The organism is Psychrobacillus soli (genome assembly GCF_006861775.1).
Lineage (GTDB): Bacteria > Bacillota > Bacilli > Bacillales_A > Planococcaceae > Psychrobacillus > Psychrobacillus soli.
In genome coordinates, this window is record NZ_VDGG01000001.1 from 1 (window position 1) to 18,897 (window position 18,897).

The 18,897-nt window shown below is 36.3% G+C and carries 17 protein-coding genes, 1 tRNA gene and 2 riboswitches; of the genes, 5 read left to right on the forward strand and 13 right to left on the reverse strand.

Going from position 1 to position 18,897, the window contains the following annotated elements:
- Window positions 1–361: 361 nt before the first annotated feature.
- Window positions 362–540: riboswitch (cobalamin riboswitch) on the reverse strand.
- A gap of 83 nt (window positions 541–623) precedes the next feature.
- A riboswitch (SAM riboswitch) is annotated at window positions 624–731 on the reverse strand.
- Window positions 732–826: 95 nt separating this feature from the next.
- The 6 genes from FG383_RS00005 to FG383_RS00030 form a co-directional block, all read right to left on the reverse strand.
- Window positions 827–1,543 (reverse strand): 3-ketoacyl-ACP reductase, encoded by a 717-nt coding sequence (locus FG383_RS00005; protein WP_142604803.1) that lies wholly within the window; start codon window positions 1,541–1,543, stop codon window positions 827–829.
- A gap of 412 nt (window positions 1,544–1,955) precedes the next feature.
- Complete coding sequence (locus tag FG383_RS00010) at window positions 1,956–2,600, reverse strand: GGDEF domain-containing protein (RefSeq protein WP_142604804.1); 645 nt, start codon at window positions 2,598–2,600, stop codon at window positions 1,956–1,958.
- Window positions 2,601–2,812: 212 nt separating this feature from the next.
- On the reverse strand, window positions 2,813–3,142 hold the full coding sequence (locus tag FG383_RS00015; protein ID WP_142604805.1) for a hypothetical protein: 330 nt from the start codon (window positions 3,140–3,142) through the stop codon (window positions 2,813–2,815).
- A gap of 82 nt (window positions 3,143–3,224) precedes the next feature.
- A complete protein-coding gene (locus tag FG383_RS00020) occupies window positions 3,225–5,456 on the reverse strand; it encodes a YcdB/YcdC domain-containing protein (protein ID WP_142604806.1) in 2,232 nt (743 codons plus the stop codon).
- A gap of 197 nt (window positions 5,457–5,653) precedes the next feature.
- A complete protein-coding gene (locus FG383_RS00025) occupies window positions 5,654–5,920 on the reverse strand; it encodes a DUF1292 domain-containing protein (RefSeq protein ID WP_142604958.1) in 267 nt (88 codons plus the stop codon).
- Window positions 5,921–6,240: 320 nt separating this feature from the next.
- Window positions 6,241–6,954, reverse strand: coding sequence for an EcsC family protein (locus tag FG383_RS00030; RefSeq protein WP_142604807.1), 714 nt, complete (start codon window positions 6,952–6,954; stop codon window positions 6,241–6,243).
- A gap of 188 nt (window positions 6,955–7,142) precedes the next feature.
- Here FG383_RS00030 and FG383_RS00035 point away from each other — a divergent pair.
- Window positions 7,143–7,214, forward strand: a tRNA-Val gene (locus FG383_RS00035).
- A 57-nt stretch (window positions 7,215–7,271) separates the two neighbouring features.
- A complete protein-coding gene (locus FG383_RS00040) occupies window positions 7,272–7,727 on the forward strand; it encodes a GNAT family N-acetyltransferase (protein WP_142604808.1) in 456 nt (151 codons plus the stop codon).
- Between the two features lie 50 nt (window positions 7,728–7,777).
- Here FG383_RS00040 and FG383_RS00045 read toward each other — a convergent pair whose 3' ends face one another.
- On the reverse strand, window positions 7,778–9,031 hold the full coding sequence (locus FG383_RS00045) for an MFS transporter (RefSeq protein WP_142604809.1): 1,254 nt from the start codon (window positions 9,029–9,031) through the stop codon (window positions 7,778–7,780).
- A gap of 137 nt (window positions 9,032–9,168) precedes the next feature.
- Between FG383_RS00045 and FG383_RS00050 the strand changes: the two genes are divergently transcribed.
- Window positions 9,169–10,170 carry a LysR family transcriptional regulator gene (locus FG383_RS00050; protein WP_142604810.1) on the forward strand — a complete coding sequence of 334 codons (1,002 nt, stop codon included), beginning with the start codon at window positions 9,169–9,171 and terminating at the stop codon, window positions 10,168–10,170.
- A 22-nt stretch (window positions 10,171–10,192) separates the two neighbouring features.
- Here the strand turns inward: FG383_RS00050 and FG383_RS00055 are convergent, their stop codons facing one another.
- From FG383_RS00055 to FG383_RS00080, 6 genes are all read right to left on the reverse strand, one after another.
- Complete coding sequence (locus tag FG383_RS00055; RefSeq protein WP_142604811.1) at window positions 10,193–11,353, reverse strand: iron-containing alcohol dehydrogenase; 1,161 nt, start codon at window positions 11,351–11,353, stop codon at window positions 10,193–10,195.
- Window positions 11,354–11,653: 300 nt separating this feature from the next.
- Entirely contained in the window at window positions 11,654–12,613 is a 960-nt protein-coding gene (locus tag FG383_RS00060) for an L-lactate dehydrogenase (protein ID WP_142604812.1), read from the reverse strand.
- A 50-nt stretch (window positions 12,614–12,663) separates the two neighbouring features.
- Entirely contained in the window at window positions 12,664–13,446 is a 783-nt protein-coding gene (locus FG383_RS00065; protein ID WP_142604813.1) for an ABC transporter permease, read from the reverse strand.
- Window position 13,447: 1 nt separating this feature from the next.
- Window positions 13,448–14,350: an ABC transporter permease gene (locus tag FG383_RS00070; protein ID WP_142604814.1), complete on the reverse strand. Its 903-nt coding sequence runs from the start codon at window positions 14,348–14,350 to the stop codon at window positions 13,448–13,450.
- A 16-nt stretch (window positions 14,351–14,366) separates the two neighbouring features.
- A complete protein-coding gene (locus tag FG383_RS00075; RefSeq protein ID WP_142604815.1) occupies window positions 14,367–15,422 on the reverse strand; it encodes an ABC transporter substrate-binding protein in 1,056 nt (351 codons plus the stop codon).
- A 40-nt stretch (window positions 15,423–15,462) separates the two neighbouring features.
- A complete protein-coding gene (locus tag FG383_RS00080; RefSeq protein WP_142604816.1) occupies window positions 15,463–16,563 on the reverse strand; it encodes an ABC transporter ATP-binding protein in 1,101 nt (366 codons plus the stop codon).
- A gap of 393 nt (window positions 16,564–16,956) precedes the next feature.
- On the opposite strand from FG383_RS00080, the gene FG383_RS00085 reads away from it, so the two are divergent.
- Together FG383_RS00085 and FG383_RS00090 are read left to right on the forward strand one after the other, a co-directional pair.
- Entirely contained in the window at window positions 16,957–17,694 is a 738-nt protein-coding gene (locus FG383_RS00085; protein ID WP_142604817.1) for an IclR family transcriptional regulator, read from the forward strand.
- A 26-nt stretch (window positions 17,695–17,720) separates the two neighbouring features.
- Window positions 17,721–18,896 (forward strand): aminotransferase A, encoded by a 1,176-nt coding sequence (locus FG383_RS00090; protein ID WP_142604818.1) that lies wholly within the window; start codon window positions 17,721–17,723, stop codon window positions 18,894–18,896.
- Window position 18,897 lies beyond the last annotated feature (1 nt).

Genomic DNA, 18,897 nt, shown 5'->3' on the forward strand with positions numbered 1-18,897 from the left:
TAAGTGAGCATAATGAGACTTCACAACGTCCGCCTAAGCGGCGGTGAAGGCTCATCGCTTACCCGGCGGAAAGCGTTCGACTGCAGCGGAAATCATAGCGGTTACCTAATAGGTCTTTTACCACGCAGTATCCCTATACTGCGCTCGATTTTAAGAATTGGATAAACTTACTTATTTTTCATGCAAATAGTTATCCACATATATTGAATTTTATTATTTTCTAAGCAACAAAAAAGCGATGTCCCAGCCATCTTCGGCTGAGCCATCGCTCAAAGTTAAAAGTGGGAAACAACAAGACTAATCCACCGATACGATGAAAACCGTCTTTCGCCCCCACCTCTCAACCCCCGAAGAAAGTGTTGCTTCATACGATAAAAAGGCAGGTATACTGGCTCGTGTTTCACCCTTCTGTTGGCCTTCCCACGATTGCTCGCAGTGGCTGTTTCAACAGTCGTCCACACTTACAGTTGCGGGGACAGCCTCGGTATTTCACCGAATTCCCTTTTAAACCATAATGGTACCAATGTATCGTTTACATGCTATATATTGTGATTCTAAAGACAAAAAAGAGTCTGCTCCTGATAATTATTAAAGGAGCAGACTCTTCGTATGAATAAGTCTTTTCCTCATCTACCAAGTCATTTCATCGACTTGCTGGAATTAGCACCATGCCATAACAGGCGGTTGCTGAGGTGTCATCGGGCCAGTCCCTAAACCTCTCTAGATAAGAAAAACTATTAAATTTTTATTGTTGCTTACAACTCTACTTCATTATCTAAAAATTTGCAATACTTTTTTTTCGAAAAAGAACTTTTCATTTTCAGATTTAAGGATTTGTTGACCATAATCCAGCCGATTTAAGCAAGATTCTTGGATGCATTTTAAGCTGAGCAACCATGAATTCTGCGATGTCTTCTGGCTGCATTACTGTTTCTGGATTGCCATCTGTTAAATTTAGTTCGATTGCCATATCTGTTGCTACCGTGCTTGGCGTTAACGTAACGACACGAACATTATGCTTTCTTACTTCTAGCATAAGCGATTCGCTTAAAGCGATAACAGCAGCTTTGGATGCACTATAAGCACTTGTTACAGGTGCCCCTTTTTGTCCGGCAGTAGATGAAATATTAATGATATCCCCTGCTTTTCTTTCAATCATCTCTGGCAATACCGCTCTTGTTACATAGTATGTACCCATGACATTTACTTGAATAATTTTCGCCCACTCTTCTGGATCTAGTTCAAGGAAATTACCGAATTTACCGATACCCGCATTATTCACTAAAATATCAATGGAACCAAGTTCTTCTCTAATTTTAGCTACCGCTTGATCGACGGATTCCATATTTGCAACGTCTGCAGTTGCTATGGAAACTTTTACTCCGAATTCTTTTAACTCGGCTGCAACCTGTTCCAAATTTTCAATCGTTCGCGCTAAAAGTCCAACATGAATACCTTCTTTTGCAAATGCGATAGCTGTTGCTTTTCCTATCCCGCGACCTGCCCCTGTAATAAGGGCCGTTTTCCCTGTAATTGTTTGCATCTTTTTCTCTCCTTTTTTTAATAAAATTTATGTACATTCTCTATATAGATTACCGTCACCTATCTGAAATGTATACTAATCTGCTTTTTCATTTTATCCAGTAACTGGCTATATATAACCAAACCAGTTCCTACTTCCCATTTCACTCTTCTATTTTGGCAAATCACGGTATTTAGACTCGTTTTTGAAGAAGATTTCTAATATGCACAAGTACCAATGCCAGTTTCAGAACGTGACAATTCATTAGTGTTTGTCATAATCGATAGTGAAGGCGAACAGGAAATCTTTCTTCGTTAAAACGACAAAGCATCGAAGCACATTTCTGCTTCGATGCTTTTGTTTACTCTTTTTTTACAAATTGAACATTTATAGTTTAAAGTCTTTATAGAAAAAGGATAAATTCACCAAGTAATTATTTATCACTATATCGTTTTTCTTTATACATTCCACCATCTGCAATTTGAATTAACTTTTGTAAGTTATCCCCATCCCTAGGGTAAACTGCATATCCTATAGAAGCTCCAATGGAAGAAAACTCACTGGAATTATGTTCTTTTAATTTTTTTAATAAGGTCTGTGTGTAATCGGTACCGAAGTCTTCTTTTATATTGGATACTAGAATAACAAATTCATCGCCGCCCCACCGTGCAACCAAATCATTTTTCTTTACAAATTTAGTTAATTTAGACGCGATTTGGACGAGTAATTCATCGCCTTTTTGATGACCATATTGATCATTTACTTCCTTAAAGTTATTAAGATCCAACATAATAACGCCCAAAGAATGTTTTTCTCTATCACATTTTTTCATAATTTTCCGGGAGTTCTGCTCTAATGTTCTCCGATTATATGTATTAGTTAATGGATCCCTTTCAGAATAATATTTTGCCGAATCGAATTGTTTTCCACACCACCAAGCTATCGTCAAAAAAATAAAAGTTAAAATAAAGAAGTTCCATTTAAAAGGTAATGCTAAATACTGATGATAGTAATAATAACGAAGTATATTAAAAAGTATAACTACAGCAACTGAAAATATTCTTCCATGATATTGCATATAACTCACCTTCGATATGTTTTTTTTCACAAAAACCATCTTACACTATGAACTAAGGTGCATCAACTCACTTTCTCTTTCCATATCATAAGCTTAATAGGATTATTAAAAAGAATATTTATTATAACGCTAGTAAACATTCCGTCCAAAGTATTATGAAACAGCGCTGAAGCAATTTGATTAATACTTCATTGAAAACACTGGATGATGTACTATTCCTCCAAATAATCTACCAATGCCAAAATCAAACCGACAATCAAATAAAATATTCCCCCCCCTACTAATCCACTACTTGAGGTTAGTATCGGCTTGAGTATCATTCCAATCCCAAATATACTCATAACAATTGCTATCCCCATCGGTCTGGCATATATTTTTCCTTTTTTGTTTTTCCTATATTTTATAAGTATTAGTCCTAATACGATAAAAACTACTCCATAAGCATGGAAAATAATTGCTTCTATCATGCTATGAGAATTAATAGTTATACTTGTCAATATTGCTCCAAATAAAGCAGAAAGAATGCCAACAGTTATTCTCACACGATCACCACCTAATCATAGTAAAAACTTCCACCACATGAATAAATACATGGTGGAAGTCTTTTAAACTTAATTTTTAAAGTTAATAATACAAGCCATTTCTTTTTTCGGACAATTCATGCGCTAAGCGAATCGTTGAAACTGCTAGCTCTGCATACGTCACTTCTTGAGCAGGGTTAAACTTGTTTTGATCCGTCTCTACTAATCCCATGGAACTTGCTAGAGCAACATAGCCTGTATATTCTTTTTTCACTTTATTTGCATCGGCAAAGTTTAGTTTATAAATATCGCTATGTTTAGCTGCTTGTTCCAGACCTAGAACACGTATATACCAAGCCGCTACTTCTTCTCGTGTAACTAGAGAGTCAACATCAAAACTCTTACTCGTTGGTTTAATAACGCCCATTTCAAGCGCACGTTCTATCGGTTGATATAATGGGTGTTTAGGATCTATATTATCAAATGTTTGGTGCGAATTGTCTCTACCGCCATAATAACTACCCGAGTAAAAATAAGTGAGGGAATTCATCACAATTTTTAAAGCTTCCCCTTTTGAAATAGAAGCATCTGCATTGAAGTCTTTCTTATTTTTAATGTCTAAGATTTTAGCATTAATTAGATAATTAAGTTCTTCTCCCGCTGAAGGATGGGAAATGACAGACGTACTGTTTCCACCATAACTGTTCTTCCATTCCCCTGTATTCGCGTCTAAGAAACCAAATGGATCTTCGTTAAAGATAGGAGAATATACTAAATCATAGTGATGATTGTCTTCATCTCTTCCTTGCTTCATATAATTCAACTTTAAGCTTAATGCCTCTTTCAATTTAGCTTCTGCGTCTTCTGCAGAAATAACTTTATCAATAGATGGCCAGTTTTCTACTTCTTGATAATTGACATAAAGGCTGTTTAACGAACCATCCGTGCCAACACTTACTCCGATTTGGTCACCCATTACAACAATTCCATTTACGATTCTTGGGAAATTGAAATGATAAGTACCTAGCCTTTCTTCAATATATGGCTCATCTACAGGCATAGCATAATTGTGTAGATGGGATGGAGCCCATTCTTTTAAATATTTTACCGCTTGAGCAAGCGCTGCTTCTTTAGAGAGTGGATTCTCTGTTTTAGGATTCTCTCCAATTTGTTCTAAAAGATGGCTAGTTATATCATGGTATTGAGTAATTTCACCAGTATTTTTATTTATTTCTAAGCTTGATCCAGTTCCGCTGTTCCCATAGTTATACATATATTGGATACTAATAACAGCCTGTCCGTTATAATTCTCTATCTCATCGATTGATGAAATCGTAAATTTAACTTTATCCGATTTAATATTTAAGAATTGTTCCGCTATTTTCTTTGCGGATTCCACCGTAATATTTTTTTGTTTTGGAGGTAACGGACTCGCTGCTAGCTTTTCGATTTTCGATTTCTCTGGGATCTCTTCTACGTATCCATTTGCAGTTAGCCACTTACCTGTAGATGCGTGCACACCTTGCCATTTTGCTACAGGTTGGTAGACTAGCTGAATACTGCGTTCACCTGTTTGATAATCGGTATTCACTTGGTATTGCAAATCAGCAAATAGACTTTCTTTTATTTGTTCTAGAATCTCTTTTTTATCTTTAATTTGTTTCACATCGTCGAATGTAGACGCTCCTGCTTTCGTAGGGTTTCTGTAAAAATTAACGATTTCCCCGTTTCCAAGAACCGTTACTTCTATTCTTTTGTCAGCAATAGGTACTTGATTTTCCGTACGAGCGAAAGAAAAGGAGTAGCGAATCGGTTCTGTTAAAATTTGTTGAGGGTAATAGTTGTAAACATTTGGTTCTAACTCATATTTTTCTCCGTTCAAAAACTGCCCTACAAAATCAACTGCTATTTTCTCGGCATCTTCTTTTGATACTTTTGCGGGAAATAATGATTCTTTTTCAACAGTTGGCTGATAGTAAAATTGCTCTATTTCTAATTTTTCTCCAACAAATCCAACACTTCCGTACAATCGTTTCCCATCAATCGTTTTAGTGAAAGATAAATCATAACGTACTGTATCATCATCAGGGTAAATATGAGAACCACCCATATGAAAGTCACTACTTGTTAAAAAATCGAACTTCTTAGGAAATAACTCATGAAACTTCTTAATTAAATCATTTTTCGTAAAAACGTTGTCTGTTGAAGCGACTAGAATTTGCACTTGTTCTTGTTGCCCCACTCCATTGGTTGAAGCACTTGCAACAGAAGAAAACATGCCAAAAGATAAGGCAGATGAAGCTAATACAATTCCAATTTTCTTTAATTTAACCAAAATAATCCTCCTAAACTCGTAGTCTCTAAATTGTACAATATATTCTGTAAATTGGGAACAAAAGATTATCTTTTTCTGTTATTCTCTTCCTTTCTTGGTGCTCATGCACAATTCTATAGATTCTATGTTTGTTGCAAAGAGAACATGCATCAAAAAAAGAAGAGCTTTATTTAAGCCCTTCCTTCTTTTTCATTCATCTATTCTGCTTCTGTTTCCGCTTTTGAAAATGCTAAAGATACTTTTTCAAATTCCTCGTCCGTGTCGATAAAAGATAATTCCTCATCATCTAATCTGAAAAAGAATACATCAATATCCTCTTCCGATTCTCCTTCAATATCTTCCACAAAACCAACAGCAGCATATTTAACTTCCTCCACTGTTAATAACCCTAGCACTTCCATTTCTTGCTCTTGGTCATCTTCATCTAGCACCGTAAAAATTTGACCTACTTCAATTTCACTCATATTTTCTTCCATTCTAATTTCCTCCTCATAAAATTTTTCAAAGTTCCCTTTTTAACTTACATACGAATTATCTACTATTGATCGGTTTTTAGCAAAACATAAACAAAAGAAAAATAAAAAAAGTGCAAATTTCTTTTAGATTCCTCTTGATGTTCGGTCCATTATTTTCCACATGCTTAAACCTTTTCATTTCCAGATTGCTTTTTATAATTTCTTATAATGCCTTATTAAACTAAATTAGTTTATACCATCAAACGACATACTTCACCATACATTTAGTTAGAATTTTTTTAATAAAACATTTTTAAAAATAAAGTCAATTAGATAGTGTTCAATAACCGTAACCGGTACGAATTCATTGCTGTTTCTCCAAGCTGGTCAAGCAGTTTATAGTTGGCGAACGCCCCAACAACTGCTCCAATGCCAGGTAGTAACTGAAACATTTTAACTAAATCAATATGATCCCTATATTCCTGTTGAAACTCTCGCCAGTCCATATCGGCAATCACATGTTTCTGTTGTTCCCAATTTTCAATAATAACTAATACATCTTTTCTTTTTTCCTCACTTGAAAAAGCTAATAAGAAAATATGCAAAAGGAAAAGTCTCTCTTCATAATCCTCCGTATCAAACCCATAAACAGCAGCAGCTTCAAAAAGAAATTTCATTTTTATCGATAATAGTAATGGAAAATCAGCGAGTCCAAGAAGTATTCCCCCTGCCCCTGTTCCGGCACCTTCAATAACAGCCGTTTTTCTAAAGATAGAAAGTTTTTCTTTCAGAAGCTCGTCACGCTCATAAAGACTTATTTCTAATGGTAACCGTTTTTTCGTTGTCATGTTCGAGCCTACTAGCGTTGCTTTCACCATATTTTTGATACTTTCTGTCATTACTTGATGAAACTTTTCTGGAATAAGCCCGTTAATCTTGTTCTGTACATTTTTAGAAGTTCGGCCTATGATGCCAGATTTTTTTGTCATTCTATGCTTCCAAAAGTAAAGTTGTTGCTCTACTTCTTTTGTATAATCCACCATATGCCCCTCCTTTCACCACACTCTCTTTTTACTTTTTAGTATAGACCATCAGAAATTTAATTAAATGGACTTTAGAAGCGTTTACAAATACATCTAAAGCCGTAGTGGAGTTTATTATAGACCAATGGTCGTTTATAGTATTGTACTCTTTATATCAAACATATATAATAGCGGAAGAGACATATGACGATCTGATAGTTCAGCGGGAGAATACGTCCTTGACAGGGACGGGGTCGGGGGTTCGAATCCCTCTCAGATCATACGCAAAGGCACATTCCATCATTTGGAGTGTGCCTTTATTTAGGAGGGAAATACAAATGCAAATTCGAAAATTGAATAGTAATGAAGAACCTCCAATTGATTTATTGTTAATGGCTGATCCTTCCCTAACATTAATAGAGGAATATTTGAATACAGGAGAATGCTATGTTGCTGAAAACAATAAAGAAATAATAGGAGTTTATGTATTGCTTCCTAAAAGTACAGAAACAATTGAATTGGTAAATATCGCTGTTTCCGATAATGAACAAGGAAAAGGTATTGGAAAGCAATTGATTTTGGATGCGATTCAGAAATCAAAAGTAAAGGGCTATCAAACTATCGAGGTAGGAACGGGTAATTCCAGTATAGGTCAACTTGCTTTGTATCAAAAATGTGGTTTTCGAATTACCGGTGTTGATCGTGATTTTTTCACGAGACATTATAAAGAGGATATTTTTGAAAATGGTATTTGGTGTAGAGATATGATCCGTCTATCTCAGCAATTGAATTAAATGAAAAAGGACTTTCACCAATTTATTTTATTGATGAAAGTCCTTTTTGTTTACGCCAATCGACCAGAGTATTGTTTTTTTATAAAAATAACAAAAAAGCTTGCTAATAAACAGAAAACTCCTGCCATAAGAAAGGCCCCAGTATAAGAGTTAAAAAATTGATAAATAAGCCCTCCTCCATAAGCTGCAGCTGCTGCACCTACCTGATGAGCTGCAAAAATCCATCCATAAATGACACCACTTTGCTTGACGCCAAAAATTTGTCTAGAGATACTAATCGTTGGTGGCACAGTAGCAATCCAATCTAATCCATAAAATACGGAAAAAACAAATAGTAAAGTCATGTTCCCTTCCTTTAATGCATAAGGAAGTAGTACAAGGGAGGTCCCCCTTAAAGCATAGTAGGTAAATAATAGCCAACGATTATCAAAACGATCCGATAGCCAACCAGATAAAGTAGTCCCGATCAAATTGAATAATCCCATAAACGAAAGAAGCGAAGCCGCTGTAACCAACGGAACACCAAAACTAATACAATATGAAACAAAATGCGTACCAAATAAACCATTCGTGGAAAAACCACAAATAAAGAAACTACCTGCTAATAACCAAAATTCCTTCATTTTTATCGCTTTCAGCAAACCTTTGAATGCAATTACAATAGGATTTTCTTTTGGCCCTTCCTCATTCTCTTCTATTTCTTCTTCCAGCCCATATCGAAGAAGTCCAACATCCTTTGGGCTGTTTTTCATAAAGAAAAAGATGATGATTAACATAATAATACTCAAACTCAAAATTAATCCCATTGCTGGGCGCCATGAATAATTTTGGATAATAGACGCCAAGACGGGAAGTAAAATTAGCTGCCCTGTCGCTGTACTTGCGGTTAAAATTCCTACTGCAAGACCTCTTCTTTTTTCAAACCAATGATTCGCCACATACGGACTTAATACAGTTAAAAAGAGACTAGATCCTAGCCCAATAATGACTCCCCAAATAATGATTAACTGCCACGCTTGCTGCATAATGAAAGTGAGTAGCATACCGGCCAGCAAAGTGGCCATAGAAATCATCATCATTTTCCGTAAACCCATCACATTAAGTAATGCCGCCATAAATGGTCCAGAGATGCCATATAAAAACAAACTAATCGCAAAGGCTATCGCAATAACCGATCGATCCCAGCCAAACTCACTTTCGAAAGGAGTGATGAAAACCCCTGATGATGACATCGTAATTCCCGCTACAATAATGGAGAAAAATGTTACAGCAAGAATAAACCAACCATAGTGTACACGTTTCAAAACATTCCCCTCACTCTTTGGATACTTTTCTTAACAATAACCCATATTCAATTATCAGTAAAATTGAAATTCATGAAGTTATCTATTGATATCTCTGATACTATTTAGTTAAGAATAAAATAAAAGTAGGTGAATTAATGGAAATACGTCATTTTGTTACATTTAAAAAGGTCATTGAAACAGGAAGCTTCACTCAAGCTGCAGAGCATTTAGGTTACACTCAATCCACCGTGACTTCTCATATGCAGACGCTGGAAGAACATTTAGGTGCACCACTATTTGATCGGATGGGTCGGAAACTAAAATTGACCGATGTTGGCAAGAAGTTATTGCCTTATACACAAGATATTTTAGATACTTATGGTAAGATCGAAAGTATTACTAGTGATGAAGAAGATATAAGAGGAGAGTTAAAGATTTCGGCTCCTGAATCCTTAACGGTATACCGGCTAGAACCAATACTAAGAGAATATAGAAAGAAGTTTCCTCATGTAAGCATCAGTCTAAGTAACGCCACTTGCGGAGATAACAAAAGAGCAATACTTAGTGGCAGCGCAGATATTGCATTTCTTATGTTGCCCCAGTTGCAGGATGCAGATTTAATCATCCATACATTATTAGCCGAACCCATTGTCCTTGTCGGAAGCCCTGACTGTTCGCTGAATATTTTAGATGAAAGCTATGAAAATCAAAAGCTAAGCGAGTGTTTGATAGTGAACGAGGAAGAATGTAGTTATCGAAAGATGTTTGAAGAATATCTTGGAGACCGGGGAATCATACCTTCCCACACGATGAAACTTTGGAGTGTCGAAGCGATGAAACGTTGCGTAATGAGTGGTCTAGGTATTGCTTGTCTACCTTTAACAACAGTAAATGAAGAAGTCAAGGAAGGGAAGTTGAAAGTTATTCCTTGTGATGGGGACTTTTATCCAATTTGCTCTCAAGTTGCTTATCACAAAAACAAGTGGATTTCCCCTGCTCTAGCAATGTTTATCGATATTACGTTGAAACATGCAAGAGATTGGTCAAGTTTGAATCCAATAAATGGCTTAGGGCAACAGATCCCTCATAGAAAGCAACCAATTCTTAAAATAGCAAGTTTCCAAAACATCGAAAAATCACCACTTCCCGGGATATGAGAAGTGGTGATTTCTGTAGAAATTAATTAGAGTAAGCCTGTTCGAGAATTTGTAAATAATCAGCAGATGTAATGGAACGAACATTACTCGGTGTTGAGCTGTTCTGTACCGCCAATTCCACGATCCGTGGGAAATCTTCCTCCCGTACACCCGGCAAGTCTTTTAACTTAGGAATCTCAAGTTCCTCTGTGAAGGATGTTATCCCTTCTATGAGTTTTTCGACAGCCATTTCTTCTGTGTCCGAATCCTTTGCAAATTTCATATATCGTGCCAGTGTTGCATGCATTTGTTTGTTTTCCACTGCGTTGAATCGTAACACATGTGGCAAGAAGACCGCATTAGCTACACCATGAGGAGTGTCGTAAAGCCCACCTAGCGCTTCCGCTAAACAATGAACTGCTGCCACATCCGCAGAACCAAAACACAATCCAGCAAGTAAGCTACCTTCTAACATGTCGTGACGAGCCTCTTCATTTTGTCCATCTCGGAAAGCAATAGGTAACGCGGAAACAATCGTTTGCATAGCTTTAGCACCAAGGGCTTGTGAAATAGGATTTGTTACTTTACATGTGTATCCTTCAATTGCGTGAACTAATGCATCTACGCCAGTTGCAGCGGTAACAGTAGATGGAACACTGAATGTTAATGCAGGATCAAGCACAGCCAAGATTGGTCTCAAGGAAGCATGTTTGAGCGTCATCTTTCGATGGGTTGATATCTCTGTAATAACAGCGGAGCGAGTCACTTCTGACCCCGTACCTGCTGTCGTTGGGATACAAATAATTGGTGCAATATTAGTGTATGGGCGTAAACCGTCCGCATAGTCAGTGGGTGTCCCACCATTTGGTCCACACAGTGCAATGGTTTTTCCTGTATCCATAGCACTTCCACCGCCAATAGCAATTACAGCATCCGCAACAAAATCACGAAATATCTCTGCACCTGCTAAGCAATCTGTATCTCGAGGATTTTGTTGAATGGAATCAAATAAATATGTACGATAACCAGATGACTCAAGGGCACTCTTAATCGGCTCAACTAGTCCAGCGCGAACGACACCAGGATCACTCACAATCAGAATTGACGAGCCAATTTCGTGGGATTGCAACATTTCCGGCAGTTGCCTTGCCTTCCCCATCCCCATTTGAATATGGGTAGAGCAATAATAGTTATAAGACTTCATTTATACCCCTCCTATTTTATAGAACTAACTTTATGATACATGTAGTAGAGCAATCATTATAGATAATTTTTCAGATTATTTAAATTTGTATAATATTATATAGAGATTAACTGGCACTCTTCGCAAATAAAATGACCATGATATGATAGAAGCTTTATCAACCTAGCGTTCAATACAATATGGAATAGATATAAAAAAAACGACCTTTCAACATTAAAATGTGTTGGAGGTCGTTTTCCAATAAATGTTGCATAGCAGAATGTGTATATTTGTTTTTAACTTCGAACAATATCAATCAACCTATTTGGTGTTGCCGATAAATACTTGTTCCATTACAGCCTTCAAAATATTAATGGATGCTGCTAATTTTTCTTTTTCATCTGTATTTAAGTCAATTTCCATAATTTCTCGCAAGCCCTGCCTGTTTATAATCGATGGCACACCTACATAAATATCATGATGTCCATATTCGCCATCCAAGTATGCTGACACTGGTAGAATGATATTTTCATTTTTAAGAATAGCTTTTGTTAGTTTGGCTAATCCAATACCAATTCCATAATATGTCGACCCCTTGCGCTCTGCAATATGAATTGCTGCATCACGTACATTTACAACAATATTTTCGATATCCTTCCTATTATAATTGCTATCAGAATTTACAATATCCAATAATAATTTGCCGCCAATAGTTGTAGTGCTCAATGCAGCTAACTGTGAGTCGCCGTGTTCGCCAATTACATACCCATTAATATTTCTTACGTCCACATTAAAATACTCACCTAGCATAAATAGATATCTAGCTGTATCTAATAACGTTCCAGAACCAATAATTCTTTCTTTCGGAAGTCCTGAAAACTTCCATGTTGCATAAGTGATGATATCTACTGGATTTGTTGCAATAATAAAAATTCCATCAAAACCAGATTCCATCACCTTTTCAACAATAGTCTTGACTATCTTCGTGTTTTTTTCAACAACCGTTAATCGAGTTTCCTCTTCACTTTGACTTACTCCAGCAGTGATGCATACTATATCTGCATCTTTACAATCACGATATTCTCCCTGCCAAACTTTCGTAGAGGAGGGAGAAAAAAGTTTGCCATGGTTTAAATCCATAGCCTCTCCTTCTGCCTTCTCCCTATTCATATCAATTAGTACCAGTTCTTCCGTTATAGCTTGATTAACTAAAGCATATGCGTAACTTGAACCAACAAATCCTGTTCCTATTACTGCAACTCTATTAACTTTATTAGCCATATATTTCCCCCATTAATTGTTCTAACAACCTTTTGCTTCTTATATTCCAATTATTGGAATTTCCTTTTAAGACGTGCTTTACGTGCAGAAACCAGTTCTTGTGATACAAATAATGAAATAGTTAATACAATGAGAATCGTTGAAACTGCCGCCATCGTCGGGTCCACTTGAATGCGTAGGTTTTCCCACATAGCAATCGGTAATGTTTTTGTCTTTGAACCAGCCAAAAACATAGTTACAACTACTTCATCTAAGGAAATGATAAAAGCAAATAAAGCTCCTGATAAAACTCCAGGTCGTATCAAAGGGAGAGTTACTTTAAAAAAAGCTCCTATAGGGGTGGACCCTAGTCCCAAAGCTGCCCATTCTAGATTACGGTCCATTCCTTTTAAACTAGCTGTTACAGTTACAAAAACAACGGGAATAGCTAAAACTGAATGTGCCAAAATCAAGCCGATAAAACTATTTGTCAAATTTAGCGGAGCAAATGAATGATAGAGAGCAACCCCGGTAATAATTACTGGAATAATCATCGGTGCCACCATTAAAGTCATAAACAGCTTTTTTCCCCAAAAGTTTAATCTAGTAACAGTAAGTGAAGCCATAATTCCTAAAATAGTCGCTAAAATGGAAGTAAACAAAGCAACGAAAAGGCTACGCAACAAACCAATTACCCATTCTTGATTATTAAAGAAACTAGCGTACCATTTTAACGAGTAACCAGGCGGTGGAAATTCAAAAAAACTAGAGGAAGAAAAGGACATAGGTATAACCACCAAGATAGGTGAAATTAAGACAATAATAATAAGTCCTACTGTTATTCTAAGCCACATCTTATTCCAACTCCTTTAATACCGGGTTTTTTCCTGTTAACAAGAGCGCTATAAATAACAAAATCAAAGTTGCCATAAATAGTACGAGGGCTAATGCCGAAGCCAAATGCCAATTCAACGTTGTATTAATATTACTTTCTATCAACATAGAGATCATAGTTGTTTTGGATCCGCCCAATAATGCCGGTGTTATGAAGTATCCTATTCCCATTACAAACACGAGCAGAGAACCGGAAAGAACGCCTGGAATAGACAATGGTAAAAAAACCTGTGTAAAAGCTTTCCATGGACGTGCTCCCATGCTTTGTGCAGCTAGAAGTAATTTTTGATCAATTCCTTCCATAACAGAATAAAGGCTTAACACCATGTATGGAAGAAGTATATGAGTCATAGCAATGACTACTCCAGTCGTATTGTAGATAAGTTCAAGTGGTTGATCAATAATCCCCATTTCCATTAGAATCATATTAATAACCCCGTTCTTACGCAGTAAAATCGACCAAGCAAATGTTCGAACTAGCAAACTTATCCAAAAAGGAATCAAAACAGAGGCTAATATAATCTTCTTCCATAACTTAGATGTTGTTCTGACTAACATATAAGCAAGAGGATATGCGACAATTAACGAAAAAAATGTAACAAGAAGGGCTATTTTTAGCGTTACCCATAGCACTTTCAGATAAATATCCGTTGAAAAAATATGACGAAAATACTCTAATGTAAATCCATCTTCATTAAATAAACTCAGTTTGAAAAAATCCGCCATGGAAAAAACCATTAAAATCATAATGTATCCCAATGGAATAATTAAAAGAAGCCATTGTAACCCCGAGATTCTTGCTAACCGATGGGAAAAAGATACCTGCTGAGCAAGTATCCTTGGTTCTTTTTTCACTTCAATCATATCTACACCCCCATTACTACTCTAGCAGCCACTGTTGAAAACGTTCGTTCACTTTGTCATAGTTTTCAACCCACCATCCGCTATTCACAAAAATTTGTTGTTCCTGTTGCTCAGAAGATAGACCCAAACGATTTATCGATTCCTCAGATAACAAAGGGATTGCATCCGTATTTGCCGGTCCATTATCGTATTGAGAAGAAAGACCCGCCTGTTGCTCTGGTGCAAGAGTGAATGCTATAAATTTCATTGCCAACTCTTTGTTTGGAGCGCCTTTTGGTACCGCCCAAGAGTTAGACATCATAAATCCTTGATTAAAATCTACTTTTACCGGTGCTCCTTGATCGGCTGCTACCGTGATACGACCACTCCAAGCACTTGTTAGTGGAACTTCGTTCGTTGCAAGAAGTTCTGGTGGTTGAGCTCCAGCAGTCCACCAAACTTTTATATCATCTTTTAGTTCATCTAGTTTTGCAAAGGCACGATCAACATCTAAAGGGTATAAATTTGCTGGGTCTACACCGTCAGCAAGAAGCGCAGCCTCTAGTGTCCACATAGGATCTTTGTATAACCCACGTGGACCAGGAAACTTTTCAGTGTCCCAAAAGTCAGCCCAATTTTTAGGTTGTTGATCTGCCGGAAAAGCTTCCGTATTATAAGCGATTACCGTTGAAAACATATTTTCTGGTACTCCATAATCGTGTACAAGCTCTTCCGGTAGACCTTCCGTACTAATCACGTTAAAGTCTAACTTTTCAAGAAGCCCTTCCTCCCCACCACGAATTGCAAAGTCGTTACCAACGCTGACAACATCCCATTCAACATTTCCACTTTGTACCATAGCCTTTAATTTACCAATATCAGGTGGTGTTACGACAGTAACTTTGACGCCATGTTCTTTTTCAAATGGTTCAAACGAAACTTTCTTATGGACTTCCGTATATGGACCTCCCCAATCTACAACAACTAGCTCTTTATTTTTTTTATCCGAATCACCACTTGCTTCTCCACCACAACCTGCAACGATAAGTGCTACTAGAAATGCAACCAACAATAATCCTAATTTTTTTGGCATGTAACTATCCCACTCTTTCTCTAGTTTCTATTTTTAATAGTTATATAGTTGTTTCATCAGGAATTAAACATGCATCCTTACTATTCCAACCTAAGAGAATCTCTTCACCTTTTACAATCATTTCAGACATGTGTGCAGGAATTTTCGCCATGATTTCTTCTCCTGTATCCATCTTTGTCTTTATATTTATTGCTTCTCCTACATAAATGGTTTCTAATACTCTCACTCGAATCGTATTGTGGAACTGGGTTTGATCTCTGGCAATCTGAATATTTTCTGGACGAAGACCAATAAGCATTGACTTATTCTTCATTTCTTTTGAAGCGTCTTTGTTCATTTCTATATGAACGCTCATGTCCTCATTCACCTTAACCATCGCATTTCCATCTATTACGCTTACAACCTGCCCTTTTATCAAGTTGATTTCACCGATAAATTCTGCAACAAAGCGATTTTTAGGTTGTTTATATAACATTTCAGGGCTATCAACCTGTTCAATTCTTCCTTTATTCATCACGCAAATTTTATCAGACATCGTTAATGCTTCTTCTTGGTCATGCGTTACACTGACTGTAGTAATACCAACATGTTCTTGAATTTGCTTTATCTCTAACTGCATCTGTTTGCGTAATTGCTTATCTAATGCGCCAAGGGGTTCGTCCAAAAGAAGCAGTGGTGGATTGAAGACAATTGCTCTGGCCAAAGCTACTCGTTGTTGCTGCCCTCCACTAAGCTGCTCTGGATATCTCTGTGCATATTCTTCGAGATGAATAAGTTTAAGAATACTTTCCACTTTCTGTTTAACTTCTTCCTTGGCCATTTTACGAAGAGAAAGCGGATAAGCAATATTATCGAAAACAGTCATATGCGGAAAAAGAGCGTAATTTTGAAATAACATACCTATTTGTCGTTCATAAGGCTTTTTGTTCGAAATATCTTGATGGTTCAACATAATAGATCCGTTGCTTAATTGTTCAAATCCAGCTATTAACTTTAGTAAAGAGGTTTTTCCTGAACCACTGGGCCCTAGTATTGTGAGAAATTCTCCTTGATTCACAGTCAAATTTACATCGTCCACTGCTTTAAATTTCTTATAATATTTTGTTGCATTCACAACCGATAAACTGTTGCCTAATGTCATACATGTACCTCCTGTCTGTGTAATACAAATTTAATTTAACTAATTGGATTTTTATTAACTCAAATTCTATTAATATGTCACCCTAACTTCTTAAACAAACTCCACCCCTACGATTTTCCCTATCACCCTTTCCACCTAGTGAAATTTAATTCTTGCTAGTGGGAACTGTTTCTAATATAATTAAAATTAAATTTATTGTCAATTCATTTTATTTTGAATATTTTAACTTTTATAAGTGTTGTTAATGTTTATTTTGTAAAAAACTAATTAAGGATACCCTTTACTACAAATAATTACTTGCATTGTGTAACAGAAAATAATAAGTACAATTTATAACTATTTATCTATCTGCTGTTATTAGTTTTTTATCCATGAAAAAAAGGAGGTTTTTGTATGCAATCTATAGATCGAGCTCTAAAAATAATAAAAGTATTGATCAAACACGATCCGAACAGATTTTTCTCGATTACGGAAATAGCGAAAGAATGTGACCTTCCTACCAGTTCCATACATCGTATCCTTAAAGCGATGATTAAACATGAAATGATACAACAAGATCCACAACACAAGCAGTATGGACTCGGTACCTTATGGCTTGAATATGGTCTAATCGTTTATGACACGCTAGATTATGTAAGCTTATTACGACCAGAATTGGAAAACTTAATGCGGAATGTGGATGCAACTGTGTATTTAAGCAAACCAATTGGAAAAGAATCTATTATCATTGAACGAATCGACTGTGTAAATCAAACGATTCGTGCCCATGACAAACTCGGCAATAGGACACCTTTACATATAGGAGCAGCTAATTTAACTATGTTGGCGCACATGCCATCAAATGATGTAGAGAAATTACTAAAGGAAGTAATAGAAGATTCAGAGAGAGCAGCATTCAATGAGCTTTTAGACAAAATAAGAATGAATGGTTACGAATTAAATCAGGATGATCGAAATGACGGTATTTATACTATAGCAGCACCTGTACTTAATAATTCCGGAGGAGTTGTTGGTGCTGTCAGTATTAAAATAAATATTTCCAACTTACCAGAGGAGAAATTGAAAACAATAATTGAGGAGGTAGTAAGTACAGGGAATAAAATTTCGTGGAAAATGAGTTATCAAAACTAATTTAACTTCAGAAGGGATAAGATAAAATGATTAATCTACTAAATAAAAATGTGAAAGATATAGAATTATCGGGAATACGTAAAATTTCTAATAAGATAGACCGCTCACCGGATATTGTAAACCTGACATTTGGGCAACCTAATTTTCCAACACCTGACTATATTAAAACAGTAGGAATAAAAGCGATTGAAGAAAATAAAACTGCCTATACAGAGACAGCAGGATTATTTGAATTGCGCCAAGCGGCATGTGATTATGTTCAAAATCTTTACGGTTTATCGTATAATCCGGAAGATGAAGTAATCATCACAACTGGAGCGAGTGAAGCTTTAGACATCGCTTTCCGCACAATCCTTGAAGAAGGATCGGAAGTAATCTTACCTGCTCCTGTCTATCCGGGATATGACCCACTCATAAAATTATGTAATGGTGTTTCTGTGTTTGTTGACACGACAGAAAATGATTTTAAAATGACTGCCTCTTTAATAGAAAAGCATATAACTGACAAAACTCGCTGTATTGTATTGCCATACCCGAATAATCCATTAGGCTCTATTTTGACTCGAGAAGAAGTACTTGAGATTGGTCAATTACTTGAGGATAAAAAAATATTCATTTTGGCTGATGAGATCTACAGTGAATTAGTTTTCGATGAAGAACATTTTTCTATAGGATCCATTCCAAGTTTGAAAGATAAAACAATTATCATCAACGGTCTTTCAAAATCACATTCCATGACTGGATGGCGCATCGGTTTTGCATTCGCTCCCTCCTATTTAATCGACCAGTTCTATAAGGTACATTCTTTTAACTCTGTTTGTGCAAGCACTATCAGTCAATATGCTGCAGTGGAGGCATTGAAACAAGGTACATTTACAGAAGAAATAATCGCAATGAAAAAAGAATACAAAGGTAGAAAAGATTATGCATATAATCGTCTTAAAAAAATGGAGTTAGAGGTCGTTGAACCAAAAGGTGCATTTTATATTTTTCCTTCTATCAAAAATACAGGTTTAACTTCAGAAGATTTTGCAATGAAACTACTTGAGCAGGAAAAAGTTGCCGTCATACCTGGTAATGCATTTTCTCACTTTGGAGAAGGATATATTCGAATATCGTTTGCTCAATCAATGGAAGAATTGGAAAAAGGACTAGATGGAATCGAACGTTTTTTATCTTCCATTAAATCACTGACTTTATAGA

Excerpts from the sequence above, each read along its gene's own strand:
- FG383_RS00085 (WP_142604817.1), top strand. The coding sequence starts at position 16,957 with ATGCAATCTATAGATCGAGCTCTAAAAATAATAAAAGTATTGATCAAA.
- FG383_RS00025 (WP_142604958.1), bottom strand. The coding sequence starts at position 5,920 with ATGAGTGAAATTGAAGTAGGTCAAATTTTTACGGTGCTAGATGAAGAT.
- FG383_RS00060 (WP_142604812.1), bottom strand. The coding sequence starts at position 12,613 with ATGGCTAATAAAGTTAATAGAGTTGCAGTAATAGGAACAGGATTTGTT.
- FG383_RS00005 (WP_142604803.1), bottom strand. The coding sequence starts at position 1,543 with ATGCAAACAATTACAGGGAAAACGGCCCTTATTACAGGGGCAGGTCGC.
- FG383_RS00070 (WP_142604814.1), bottom strand. The coding sequence starts at position 14,350 with ATGATTGAAGTGAAAAAAGAACCAAGGATACTTGCTCAGCAGGTATCT.
- FG383_RS00050 (WP_142604810.1), top strand. The coding sequence starts at position 9,169 with ATGGAAATACGTCATTTTGTTACATTTAAAAAGGTCATTGAAACAGGA.
- FG383_RS00030 (WP_142604807.1), bottom strand. The coding sequence starts at position 6,954 with ATGGTGGATTATACAAAAGAAGTAGAGCAACAACTTTACTTTTGGAAG.
- FG383_RS00075 (WP_142604815.1), bottom strand. The coding sequence starts at position 15,422 with ATGCCAAAAAAATTAGGATTATTGTTGGTTGCATTTCTAGTAGCACTT.
- FG383_RS00080 (WP_142604816.1), bottom strand. The coding sequence starts at position 16,563 with ATGACATTAGGCAACAGTTTATCGGTTGTGAATGCAACAAAATATTAT.
- FG383_RS00090 (WP_142604818.1), top strand. The coding sequence starts at position 17,721 with ATGATTAATCTACTAAATAAAAATGTGAAAGATATAGAATTATCGGGA.
- FG383_RS00065 (WP_142604813.1), bottom strand. The coding sequence starts at position 13,446 with ATGTGGCTTAGAATAACAGTAGGACTTATTATTATTGTCTTAATTTCA.
- FG383_RS00010 (WP_142604804.1), bottom strand. The coding sequence starts at position 2,600 with ATGCAATATCATGGAAGAATATTTTCAGTTGCTGTAGTTATACTTTTT.
- FG383_RS00055 (WP_142604811.1), bottom strand. The coding sequence starts at position 11,353 with ATGAAGTCTTATAACTATTATTGCTCTACCCATATTCAAATGGGGATG.
- FG383_RS00040 (WP_142604808.1), top strand. The coding sequence starts at position 7,272 with ATGCAAATTCGAAAATTGAATAGTAATGAAGAACCTCCAATTGATTTA.